This window comes from Lacimicrobium alkaliphilum (genome assembly GCF_002591895.1).
GTDB lineage: Bacteria > Pseudomonadota > Gammaproteobacteria > Enterobacterales > Alteromonadaceae > Lacimicrobium > Lacimicrobium alkaliphilum.
Window position 1 is genome coordinate 162,830 of sequence record NZ_NISX01000004.1, and the last position, 12,005, is coordinate 174,834.

Sequence of the window (12,005 nt, forward strand, 5' to 3'; positions counted from 1 at the left end):
CCGGTTTGGATACGCTCTTCAATAGTGGGGAGCATAATCATAAATTCAAGCCATGCAAAGCAGGCTCCTCTCACGGAACCCACTTTTCCTGTTACAAGGGTAAGGACAGGTCCTCGATTTCTCTGCCCAACGACTGCAACTGCGGCAGCAACTTCTGTTTGTCACCCACCACAATAATCTGCATGTTTTCAGTCTCCAGTTTTTCGCGACTGAGCTGGTTTAATTCCGCCAAACCAATTGTACGGATGATTTGTTGTTGTTCACGTACATAATCAGCGGGCAGATCGAAGGTCAGCAGGTGACGTAAAAAACGTGCCTTTTGCCCGGGGGTTTCATAATCCAGAGCTTCTCCCTGCAAATACGCCAGACGCAAAGTACTGAGTTCTTCCGACGTCATACCCTGCTGCTGATAGGTATCGATTTCTGTCAGAAATTCATTCAACGCATCACCGGTGTTTTCCAGCTTCACACTGGCGCCAGCCTGAAACCAGCCCAGGGTCTTGCCCCCTACAAAAGCGCTCGACGCGCCATAGGTGTATCCTTTGTCTTCACGCAGATTGAGGTTAATACGGCTGTTAAACATTCCCCCCAGCGGGAAATTCATCAGTTTGCTACGGAATTGCTCAGCAGTGGCATCATAGGGTTGATCCGGCTTAATAATGCGGAGCACTGCCTGTGCAGCACCAGGATGGTCAACCAGGAACAATCGAGGCTGTGGCTCAACAGCAAAATTGGCTATTTGCGGCAAACTATAATCTGGCCCCTGCCACTGTTTGAGAAAATCCAGGCTTTGCAGTGCTTTTTCTTGTTGAATATCTCCCACCAACACCAGTTTACTCATTACAGGTGAATAGTAACGCTGATAGAAAGATTTTATGTCCTCGAGCTCCAGGGCCTGGATGCTTGCCAGTGTTCCGGAATCAGGCAAGCCGAGCCGGCTTTCAGAGCCGAGCAAGAGCCATCGAACAGCACGGGAAGCGAGCGCTTCAGGCCTTTTCACCTGTTGCTGCAACGATTGCAACAATTGCTGCTTAATACGCAGAAAATCCTGCTCCAGAAAAGCCGGATTAAACAGCTTCTCTTCAAGTAATCGGAGTGTTTCATCGAGATTTTCAGTGAGACTGGACACGCTAATCTGGGTATACCGGCCACTGGCGCTAAAGCCTATGGAACTGCCGAGCTTGGCCAGCTCATTGGCGATTTCCTCAGTACTGTAATGTTGGGTAGACTCATTCATCATCTGCGCAGTCATCGATGCCAGGCCTGCCTTTTCAGCCGAATCAAGCAAAGGACCACCTTCCAGTGACAGATTGAGGGTTACTGTGGGTGTTTCGTCATTACTATGCCCCACCAACACCATGCCATTGTCAAATTCACTCTGCCAGAACTCAGGCAAACTGATCAGCGGCGCAGGGCCTGAACCAGGCACCTGACTACGATCAAACTGATCCTGTGGTGATTGCCATTCAGGAGCCTCTGCGCTGTCTACCGTCACATCGGGACGGGAAAACGAATAATTCTGCTTTGCCGCGGCCATTGCGGTTTGTCCCCTGGGTACAATGCTCAACACCACCGAAGCTTTGCCCTTGATGTAACGGTGGTAAACATCCATTACATCTTCAGCCGTAACATTGCGGTACCGGGCTAAATCATATTGCACCCGGTCCGGCTTACCTTCGAATGTTTCGTTGATCGCCAGCGTAGACACTTTGCCGGATACGCTCTGCAATCCAAAAATCGTCGAGGACAGAATTGACGCTTTTACACGGGTCAAATCATCTGGCTGCACCCCACGTTGTTCGAATTCAGTCAGGGTGGCATCGATACGCTGCTTAAGTTCGCTCAGATTAGCCGTACGCTGAGGGTGAGCCAGCGCTATCAACTGAAACTGACAGGCCAGTTCCTGACAAGGATGCCCCACTGCAGCATTCACTGCATAGCCGTCCTTAACCAGATTTTTGTAAAACAGTGAATTCTTTCCACCACCCAGGATATCCGACAACACATCCAGCGGCGCTTCATCTTCATGGCGCACATGTACCGTGGGCAGAGTGACCTGCAACAACGGCAGATGTACATTGTCTTCAATGGTGAGGTAACGATCTTCTGTCAGGGTCACCGGCTGCTTATCCATCTTCTCAACTTCGGGGCCACGGGGAATGCTGCCAAAATATTTTTCTATCATTGTCAGGGTGCGCGCCTCATTGATATCACCACCCACGGTCAGTACCGCATTATTAGGCCCGTACCAGCGATCAAAAAACGCTTTTAAGTCATCCACATTCACCCTGTCCAGATCTTCGGTATAACCGATCACCGGCCATGAATAAGGATGGCCATCCGGATACAGGGCTTCGGCGGTTTTTTCACTGCGCAGGCCATAGGGCTGATTATCAACACGTTGAGCCCGTTCATTTTTGACTGTTTCGCGCTGTACCTCAAATTTCTGCTGAGTCACAGCGGGCAACAAAAAGCCCATTCTGTCGGCTTCCAGCCACAACACTTTCTCCAGTTGATTGGCCGGTACGGTCTGATAGTAGTTAGTCCGATCAGAGTTGGTTGTACCGTTGAGATTGCCACCGGCTTCGGTGATCATTTTGAAATGTTGTTCATCCTCGACATGCCTGGAGCCCTGAAACATCATATGCTCAAAAAAGTGAGCAAAGCCGGATTTACCCAATTCTTCACGGGCAGATCCCACATGGTAAGTGACATCCACATGCACCAGAGGATCGGAATCATCAACGTGTAAAATTACCGTTAAACCATTATCAAGTTGATACTTTTTGTAGGCAATGCCGGTTTCGCCGTCCGCCGGAGTATGCTGTGTAATTAATGTTACACCCTCAGGCAGCACCGATGACTGAGGAGCCTGAGGCGATTGGACACAGGCGGCCAATGTAATCAGACACAATAATAAAAATAATGGCTTAAACGGCATTCTCAGGTTCCTCTTGATATCCGATGGTGTGCTTTACCTAAACAATCTAATCATGCCGGCTTGTCAGCTGACAACAAGGCAAAGCGTTATACTATGCCACTGAAATCTGCATTGTCAGATTGCTTGGGTATACCAGCGCTGTTTATACCAGAAACTTACCTCCTTTTGTTGTATATGCGCACATTTTCCCTAACAATTTGAGGCATCTTGCTATTCAGTGAACAATCCGTTGAAGAATAACGATTCGCTTTTGACAGCCAACATATATTCCGGGCAGGGTATTCCCCTTGTATATGAAGATCAGGATCTGATTCTGGTCAATAAGCCTGTGGGATTGGGCATGCATCAGGAAGGTGTAAATCAGAGTATTGTTACCCTGTTAGCTAACCAGTGCGGCCTATCGAAACTTTATCCTGTACACCGTCTGGATAAAATCACTTCAGGTTTATTGTTATTGGCGAAACACAAAGACAGTGCCCGGGAATTGTCGCAGCAGTTTGCTCTGCGCCAGATTGAGAAATACTATCTGGCCATTACCGATCACAAACCGGCTAAAAAACAGGGCAGCGTCAGCGGAGATATGAAAAAGTCCCGCGGCGGTGGATGGATACTGACACAGACCCGGCAAGATCCGGCCACCACCCAGTTTTTCAGTTGCAGTGCCTCAGCAGGTAAACGTCTGATACTGCTTAAACCTTTCAGCGGTAAGACCCATCAGATTCGGGTTATGCTGAAAAGTCTTGGCAGTCCGATTTCAGGTGACAAGCTTTATAAGGGTAAGGAAGCCGACAGAACCTATCTGCACGCCTTTGCACTGCGATTCAATAGCGCGGGTAAAGGGTTTGAGTTTATCCTTCCACCGTCACAAGGCGCACTTTTTTTAACGCCAGGTTGCACACAGGCAATTGGAAAATATACCCCTCCCTGGCAAATGCCCTGGCCATCTATCGGCAAGGGAAACAGGAGCAGAAGCAATACTGAGCCATTATGCTGAAGAAACTGATTAAAAGACCCTGGCTGTTTTATGCAACAACGGCCACTCTGATATTTTTCTGTATTATGCTGTGGATACCACCAGCTTACGTTTTTGTGGATATGAGCCTGGACAAGCAATATCACATTACGTTTTTCGCCGCTGTCACTTTGCTGGGCCGGTTAAGCCTGCACCTGAGTATTGCCTGGCTATTGTGTCTGGTGTTGCTGTTTGCAATGCTCAGCGAACTGTCTCAGCACTGGATACCCTATCGCCATAGCAGTTGGGAAGATTTACAGGCGAACCTGGCCGGCATTGGCATTGGTACCTTGCTGATTCTGTCTCCTGTTCTGCTGGCCTGGCTAAGGCGTATCCGCAAATCATGAAGATCGTACTGATGGGACAGGGAGCTATCGGCAGCTTACTCGCAGGCATCTGTGAGACAAAGCAACTGGACTATGCTGTCATCACCAGAAACCCAACCTGCCAGCCTGTTCAGTTAACCTTTGTGAATGATCAGTATCGCCAGTTCACGCCGCCCCAATTATTACCTACACAACTGCAGGGCGATGAACTACTGGTAATGCCATTAAAAGCGTTTCAGGTGGTGCCGGCAGTAACGCAGTTAAAACCTTATCTGAGCAGGCAAACACTGGTACTGCTGAATAATGGTATGGGTGTCACAGAACAGGTCAGCGAGATATTGCCAGACAACGCGCTGATCGCCGGAATCAGTAAGAAAGCTGTCTATAAGCAAGGCAAAAAGGTTTACGAAACCGCTGTCGGGACCACCGAACTTGGCTGGATTTCTCAGGCAGAAAAGTCGGGCAGCAAAAAAAGTCTGATACAAAAGCGCATTAATACGTTGCTCTCCCCCTGTTGCTGGCACCAGGTTTTACTGCCGCTGCAATGGCAAAAACTGGCCATCAACGCGGTTATTAACCCTCTGACTGCGCTTTACAACATTAACAACGGCGCACTGCTACGGCCAGAGTATCAGCAAGAAATTACTCAGCTGTGTGAAGAAACCAAAACCCTGATGAAGCACAAAGGCATTGCCGGCTGGAACAATAGTCTGGATGAGCTTAACCATGTTATCAGCAATACCGCTGATAATTATTCTTCGATGCATCAGGATATTGCCCACAACAGGGCCACAGAAATTGACTACATTAACGGCTATTTAGTCCGCCAGGGCCAACAAGCGGGCCTTGATATGACCGCCCATTACAGCCTCTGGCAACGCGTTAAAGCGCTGGAACAGGCAACCAGCCGATGAAGATAAGAAGATGCAGTAAACCACAGGCCACGACACCGGCCAGAATGTCATCAGCCATAATTCCGGCGCCTCCGTGAACATGCTTGTCCAGGTAACTGATTGGCCAGGGCTTGAAAATGTCCAGCATCCGAAACAGTAAAAAACCCACTAATAAGGTTAGCCAGTTCACTGGCACCGCAATCATGGTCAGCAGCATACCGGCTACTTCATCCCATACAATTGCACCATGATCATGAACCCCCATGTCCCGCGCAGTGCGGCCACAGATCCAGACTCCGGCAACGCAAGCCAGCAGGGTTACCAGCAAATAACCGGTCTGCCCGCTGAAAGCTAATAACCATACCAGAGGTAATGTCACCAGAGTTCCCATGGTGCCCGGAGCAACCGGCGACAACCCTGAACCAAAACCTAAAGCCAGAAAATGTGCCGGATGACTAAGTCGCAGATTCTGTAACGGATCCTGGTTCATACGCCAACCAGCCGGGTCAGTCACTGAAATGCTGGAAACCCAGCATGTCATAACTGACCTTTTCCTTGTCACGACGTAATTCCAGCTTTTCCTGCCCGCCGGTAATCTGGCCAATACAGGTTATGGGTTCACTGGTGGTTGACAAGGCATGCTGTAAATGACTTTTTTGCTCTTCAGGCACAGTAAACAGCAACTCATAATCATCCCCTGACGTCAGGGCATAACGAATTGCCTGTTCATTGACTACCGCATCCTGCATCGCGGGTGAAAAAGGCAGTTTATCTACCTGCAGGATAGCACCAACATTGGAGGCTTTGAGGATATGCTGCAGATCCTGAACCAGGCCGTCAGAAATATCGATACAGGATGTGGCGATCCGACGCAGCATTGTTCCGGCAAGTACTCTTGGTGTCGGACAATTCAGCCGGTTACTCAGATAATTCTTGTGTCTGGCAGCCACATCCATGCGCCCCTGCATCATATCCAGCGCTAACCCGGCGTCACCGAGTGTGCCGGTCACGTAAATCCAGTCTCCCGGTTTCGCACCACTTCTGGTGAGGGCCTGGTTTTCAGGCACAAATCCCTGAGCTGTAATTGTAATACTCAGGGGGCCTTTGACCATGTCACCACCGATAAGCTGAACCGAATAGTAATCCGTCAGTTCCTGCAGACCTAAGGAAAAACCGTTTAACCAGTTTTCATCCACTTCAGGCAATGACAGTGACAAACTCAACCAGGCTGGCTCCGCGCCCATTGCCGCTAAGTCGCTTAAGTTCACAGCGACGGCTTTATTGGCTATTGCGCGGCCTGGTGTATTGGTAGGAAAATGAACACCATCAATCAGCGTATCGGTAGTAACCACCAGAGACTGGCCCGCAGGTACAGACAGCACGGCGGCATCATCACCGATACCGATTTGTACATCACGACGCTGATGGCCCTTTTCCTTAAAAAAGGAATCAATTAGATCAAATTCTTTCACAATTTCAGTATCTGTCCGGAAACTAAAAATGCCCTGTTCAGAAACGAGGATTCTGGCGAGCGGTCGAGGCAGGAGGGCGCAGTGTGTAAATCATACCTGAGCACTGCCGCCACAGAGCGCGAGCCAAAAGACCGTTTATCAACGGGCACTAGATTTTTTCGTGTTTGCGCAATGTGCGAATGGCTTTGTCCAGCACACCGTTAACGAATTTATGGCTTTCTTCGGCACCGAAGGACTTGGCAAGTTCAATAGCTTCATTGACCACAACTTTAGCCGGCACATCGGGGCGCTCTAACAGTTCATAGGTCGCCAGTCTCAGCACCGCTTTTTCTACCGGGTCCAGTTCCTCAGGAAGGCGCCCCAGGTAAGGGCGAATGCGGCTGTCCAGAGTATCGTAATCATTGACCACGGCACGCAGTAGCTCCTGAAAATAGGCCATATCGACCTTGGTCATATCGGAAGTTGTGGCCAGGTGCAGTTCTATCTGCTGGGCCGGGTTTTTTGTCATCTGCCAGGAATATATTCCCTGTACGGCCAGCTCTCTGGCCTTATGACGAGCGGATGGCTTCACAGATTAAGCTCCCTTTATCTGATCAAGCACATTGACCATTTCCAGCGCACTCATTGCCGCCTCTGCACCCTTGTTACCGGCTTTAGTACCTGAGCGCTCAATGGCCTGTTCAATGCTATCGGTTGTTATCACACCAAATGCCAGCGGCAAACCAAATTCCAGGGAGACCTGAGCCAGCCCCTTATTACATTCTCCGGCAACGAATTCGAAGTGAGGGGTTCCACCTCGGATGACTGCACCAAGTGCAATAATGGCATCGAAGGAGCCCTGTTCGGCCAGTTTTTTTGCCACCACCGGCAGTTCGTAAGCGCCAGGCACCCTTACCAGAGTAATATCCTGCTCGTTGACTTCGCCAACCCGCTCAAGTACATCCAGCGCGCCGTCCACCAGGCTCTCAACCACAAAGCTGTTAAACCTCGACACCACCAGCGCAAACGTTTTGCCCGTGGCGCGCATGTTACCTTCGATAACCTTCATGCTAAATTCCTGCTACAAAAACGGCGCGTATGATAGCACAGCCACCAAAAACGCCATAATAATATCAGTCAGATTCTTCCCTGTGCCAGTTGATAAATCCCCTCTCACCAAACGGTGGAGTAGCCCGGATGTAGCGTCGCGGAATCCGGGATCAAGCATTAACCCGCTGAACCATGCCCCGTCATCCCGTACCCGATATGGGATCCCGCAAAGTCAGCCGTGCCGCAAGACTTCCCTCAAGCACCTGATAAAGATACCGGGGCAAGCCCGGCATGACAGGGATGTGGTTAATATCCTTTTTGGTGAATTTCTTGGTTACAAACCCGTATTCCGCTGCGCTTTATACAGGCTACAGAACTAGATACGGGAACGACAGTTTGTCATTCCCGAGTGCCGTTGTCGGGCCTGTCCAGCACCTTTGATAACACAGTGTTATTGATTGGCACATTGCTAATTCAATGGTTGCTGGGCATCCAGCAGCCTTTGAACATCCAAACGCACCACCTTAGCATTGAGTCATCAAAGATGCTGGACAAGTCCAGTGACCTTTGCGAAAGGCTAAATTAACCACAGAGGCACGGAGAACACAGAGGTAGAAAAAGTTTTGCCCGCTATACACCTCTGTGCCCTCCGTGCCTCTGTGGTGAACTGCTTTTTTGTGTTGTCCGTGGTTAACAATCGCACTTATTTAGCTAACATACTCCACCACTTCCAGACCGAAGCCGGACAGGGCGTGGTATTTCTTCGGTTTGCTGAGCAGGCGCATTTTACTGACCCCAAGTGAAGAGAGAATCTGACATCCCACCCCTACCGTTCTTGAGGTTCCCTGCCAACCTTGTGCAGGAGTCTGGTCGCCCTTGTCTTCCGCCTCAAACTGTTTGACTTTGGTGATCAGATCCTCGTTTGATTCCCGTTTACCAAGGATCAACAATACCCCGCCTTCTTCAGCAATACGCTGCATGGCCTGATGCAACCCCATACTGCGATCTAAAGCGCGCTGTGAAGTCAGCAGATCACCGAAGGTATCATGCAGATGCACCCTGACTAAGGTGGGTTTGTTCGGTTTCACCTCACCTTTACGCAAGGCAAAATGCACTTCGTCATCAATTTCATCCCTGAAGGTAACCAGGTCAAATTCACCAAACTCTGTGGGTAACCTGCATTCGGCAACTTTTTCGATAGTGGTTTCATGGAGGTTACGGTATTCAATCAAATCAGCGATGGTACCGATCTTTATGTTATGGCGTTCGGCAAACAGCTCCAGCTCCGGTCGACGGGCCATGGTGCCATCTTCGTTAAGGATCTCGACAATCACTGCAGCTGGTTCGGCACCTGCCAGCCTGGCTAAATCGACCCCGGCCTCAGTGTGCCCCGCCCGATTTAACACCCCGCCCTGCTTCGCAATGAGAGGAAAAATATGCCCGGGCTGGACAATATCTGTCGCTTTTGCATTGCTGGCGACTGCCGCCTTAATGGTCGTCGCCCGGTCTGCCGCAGAAATCCCGGTTGTCACGCCTTGTGCCGCCTCAATAGACAGAGTGAAATTGGTCGAAAATTGCGCTCTGTTGTTGTCCACCATTAGTGGCAGATTAAGACGATGACAGCGCTCTTGTGTCATTGGCAAACACACCAGACCACGGGCATGGGTGACCATGAAGTTGATGGCTTCGGGGGTAACATACTCCGCCGCCATAATAAGATCGCCTTCGTTTTCCCTGTCTTCATCGTCCATCAAAATCACCATTTTTCCCTGGCGAATGTCTTCGATGATCTCCTGTGTACTGTTTATCGGCATAAATTTCACTCAAAATTATAGGGTGTTGTTATCTGCCCCTGATGGACAGTGTAACTGTCATTATTATTGTTTTTAGGACTATTTCAGATATCCGTGCTGAGCCAGAAAGGCCATATCGATCTCTTTACCTGAATCAGCGGCCTTATCACCGAGCATCAATCGTTCGAGGTAGCGGGCAATCACATCCACTTCCAGATTCACTTTGCTGCCCTGGCGATACGTGCCAATATTGGTTTCCTGCATAGTATGTGGCACCAGGGTGAGCATAAATTTGGCGCCATCCACCTGATTGATGGTCAGGCTGACTCCATCCACAGTGATAGAGCCCTTCTGTGCTATATATTTGGCCAGGGCATCGGGTGCTTTGACCCAAATCTCCCAGGCCCGGCCCTTTTCGCCAATTGACAGCACCTCGCCAAGGCCATCTACATGCCCACTGACAATGTGGCCACCGAATCGGGTCGAGGCAAGCATCGCCTTCTCCAGATTAACCACCTGACCCACTTTAGCCTCTGCGAAACCAGAACGGCGCAGTGTTTCAGTGGACAGATCTGCCACAAACTGATTTTGTGAAAATTCTACCACGGTAAGACATACACCGTTGGTGGCAATACTGTCGCCTAATGCGACATCGGTCATATCCAGTTTGCCTGTACTTAACGTCAGACGTACGTCCCCCCCCACTGGGGTGATGGCCTGGATTTTACCGGTCGCTTCAATTATGCCTGTAAACACGGCTTACCTCTGTTGCGTTGTCAGGTTCTGATAACAGACCCTGGCTGTAAGTTTAATATCATCGCCCAACATCCTGACATCCAGCAAATTCAGATTTGTGGCCTGATCCATATGACTCAGGCTGGGCATCAGGGCCATTCCTTTGGCTTTATCCCCCATCAGTTTGGGTGCCTGGTAGAGTACCAGTTCATCTACCAGCTTATGTTCCAGCATTGCCCCGGCCAGCGCCGCGCCAGCCTCGACCCAGAGATTATTAATACCACGCTGTGCCAGATGCACCATCAGTGCAGGCAGAGATACTCTTGGCTTTTTATCCTGGCATTGCCACTGATAGACATTGCGGGGATACATATGGGGACTGGGGCGCTTATTGGCAAGTAAAATATCGCCTTCGAGAGAAAACAGCCGGTGCCCGGGTGTTAACTGATTTTTACTGTCAACGATAATCCTTAAGGGCTGACGGGGAACGCCTTCAATACCAAGTTCTGCAGCGCTCAGGCGCATATTCAGACTGGGGTCGTCTATCAGCACTGTGCCGGAACCGGTCAGCAGCGCACAGCTTTTTGCCCGGTGGCGCTGCACATCCAGCCGGGCCGCTTCACCGGTGATCCATTGGCTGTGGCCATTGGCCATGGCTGTTTTTCCATCCAGACTGGCGGCCAGTTTCAATGTGACAAAAGGCCGGCCATGCTGAGTACGGCAGAAAAAACCACGGTTCAGAGCTTTTGCCTGCTCTCGCATTAGCCCAACTGCGGTATTGATACCGGCCTTTTGTAACATCGCCAGCCCCTGGCCCGCCACCTGAGGATTCGGATCCGGAACGGCGGCCACTACCTTGCTCACACCTGCGTCAATTAATGCCTGTGCGCAAGGTGGAGTTCGCCCATAGTGACTGCAGGGCTCCAGAGTCACATAGGCTATAGCGCCTCTGGCTTTATCAGCGGCTTCGCGCAGAGCATAGACTTCAGCATGGGGCTCACCGGCTCGTTGATGTGCCCCCCTACCGACAATATTCCCCTGATGATCGACAATCACACACCCCACCATCGGATTAGGTGAAACGGTGTAGCGCCCCTGACCGGCCAGCTTCAGAGCCAGAGCCATCATCTGATGATCCTGGCGGGAAAATTCAGCCATGGTTGTCAGACCCTTCCGGACCTTTTTTATCATTGTGACCATTGAGATCGCCTAACCGGGCAATCTCCTCACCGAATTCCCTAATGTCTTCAAAAGAGCGGTAAACGGAGGCAAAACGCACATAAGCTACTTTATCCAGCTCTTTTAGCGCATTCATTATCACATTACCGATAAACTGACTTCCCAGCTCCCGCTCACCGGTAGCACGAAGCTCAGATTTGATCCGGTTAATGCTTTTCTCCACCTGTTCGGTACTGATAGGGCGCTTCTCCAGCGCCCGCTGCAAACCGGCCCGGAGTTTTTCTTCATTAAAAGGCTCGCGGGAACCATCGCGCTTTACCACTTTGGGCATCACCAGCTCCGCCGCTTCAAAGGTGGTAAAGCGCTCGTGGCATTTAAGACATTCACGACGGCGACGTATCTGATGTCCGTCGGCCACCAGCCGCGAATCGATGACTTTGGTTTCCTGTTCAGAGCAAAAGGGACAAAACATAATTCCTCCGGGTCAGGAGCATAAAAAGAGTGGTTTGTAGTTGAAAGCCGAAAAAGAAGGGGTAATTTAGCAAAAAAATGACAGGCCGAACAGTCACAAAGCTAAGCGATGAGGGTGTCCGGTATCTCGTCCTGATCAATTGAGTCCGGCACT

12 protein-coding genes are annotated in these 12,005 nt (G+C 50.3%); 3 read left to right on the forward strand and 9 right to left on the reverse strand.

Annotated features, from left to right (window positions below):
- Nucleotides 1-91 precede the first annotated feature (91 nt).
- Entirely contained in the window at nt 92-2,941 is a 2,850-nt protein-coding gene (locus CDA54_RS05505; protein ID WP_099034001.1) for a M16 family metallopeptidase, read from the reverse strand.
- 250 nt (nt 2,942-3,191) lie between these two features.
- On the opposite strand from CDA54_RS05505, the gene CDA54_RS05510 reads away from it, so the two are divergent.
- From CDA54_RS05510 to CDA54_RS05520, 3 genes are read left to right on the forward strand one after another with little or no spacing between them, the layout of a single operon-like run.
- Nucleotides 3,192-3,935 (forward strand): TIGR01621 family pseudouridine synthase, encoded by a 744-nt coding sequence (locus CDA54_RS05510; protein ID WP_229748071.1) that lies wholly within the window; start codon nt 3,192-3,194, stop codon nt 3,933-3,935.
- Nucleotides 3,929-4,300: a VanZ family protein gene (locus CDA54_RS05515; RefSeq protein ID WP_099034002.1), complete on the forward strand. Its 372-nt coding sequence runs from the start codon at nt 3,929-3,931 to the stop codon at nt 4,298-4,300. Before CDA54_RS05510 ends, CDA54_RS05515 begins: the two co-directional genes overlap by 7 nt.
- Entirely contained in the window at nt 4,297-5,193 is an 897-nt protein-coding gene (locus tag CDA54_RS05520) for a ketopantoate reductase family protein (protein WP_099034003.1), read from the forward strand. Before CDA54_RS05515 ends, CDA54_RS05520 begins: the two co-directional genes overlap by 4 nt.
- Here CDA54_RS05520 and CDA54_RS05525 read toward each other — a convergent pair.
- From CDA54_RS05525 to nrdR, 8 genes are all read right to left on the reverse strand, one after another.
- The gene (locus CDA54_RS05525) at nt 5,162-5,662 is read right to left on the reverse strand and encodes a phosphatidylglycerophosphatase A family protein (RefSeq protein WP_099034095.1); all 501 of its coding nucleotides are present in this window, start codon (nt 5,660-5,662) and stop codon (nt 5,162-5,164) included. The two genes, CDA54_RS05520 and CDA54_RS05525, sit on opposite strands and share 32 nt — an antisense overlap.
- Before the next feature lie 16 nt (nt 5,663-5,678).
- Nucleotides 5,679-6,644, reverse strand: a complete 966-nt coding sequence (thiL, locus tag CDA54_RS05530; RefSeq protein ID WP_099034004.1) for a thiamine-phosphate kinase — start codon at nt 6,642-6,644, stop codon at nt 5,679-5,681.
- 148 nt (nt 6,645-6,792) lie between these two features.
- Nucleotides 6,793-7,215, reverse strand: a complete 423-nt coding sequence (gene nusB, locus CDA54_RS05535) for a transcription antitermination factor NusB (RefSeq protein ID WP_099034005.1) — start codon at nt 7,213-7,215, stop codon at nt 6,793-6,795.
- A 3-nt stretch (nt 7,216-7,218) separates the two neighbouring features.
- Nucleotides 7,219-7,692 carry a 6,7-dimethyl-8-ribityllumazine synthase gene (ribH, locus tag CDA54_RS05540; RefSeq protein WP_099034006.1) on the reverse strand — a complete coding sequence of 158 codons (474 nt, stop codon included), beginning with the start codon at nt 7,690-7,692 and terminating at the stop codon, nt 7,219-7,221.
- A gap of 688 nt (nt 7,693-8,380) precedes the next feature.
- Nucleotides 8,381-9,487: a bifunctional 3,4-dihydroxy-2-butanone-4-phosphate synthase/GTP cyclohydrolase II gene (gene ribBA / locus CDA54_RS05545; RefSeq protein WP_099034096.1), complete on the reverse strand. Its 1,107-nt coding sequence runs from the start codon at nt 9,485-9,487 to the stop codon at nt 8,381-8,383.
- Between the two features lie 78 nt (nt 9,488-9,565).
- Nucleotides 9,566-10,222 carry a riboflavin synthase gene (locus tag CDA54_RS05550; protein WP_099034007.1) on the reverse strand — a complete coding sequence of 219 codons (657 nt, stop codon included), beginning with the start codon at nt 10,220-10,222 and terminating at the stop codon, nt 9,566-9,568.
- 3 nt (nt 10,223-10,225) lie between these two features.
- The gene (ribD, locus tag CDA54_RS05555) at nt 10,226-11,359 is read right to left on the reverse strand and encodes a bifunctional diaminohydroxyphosphoribosylaminopyrimidine deaminase/5-amino-6-(5-phosphoribosylamino)uracil reductase RibD (RefSeq protein ID WP_099034008.1); all 1,134 of its coding nucleotides are present in this window, start codon (nt 11,357-11,359) and stop codon (nt 10,226-10,228) included.
- Nucleotides 11,352-11,852: a transcriptional regulator NrdR gene (nrdR, locus tag CDA54_RS05560; RefSeq protein WP_099034009.1), complete on the reverse strand. Its 501-nt coding sequence runs from the start codon at nt 11,850-11,852 to the stop codon at nt 11,352-11,354. Before nrdR ends, ribD begins: the two co-directional genes overlap by 8 nt.
- Between the last annotated feature and the right edge of the window lie 153 nt (nt 11,853-12,005).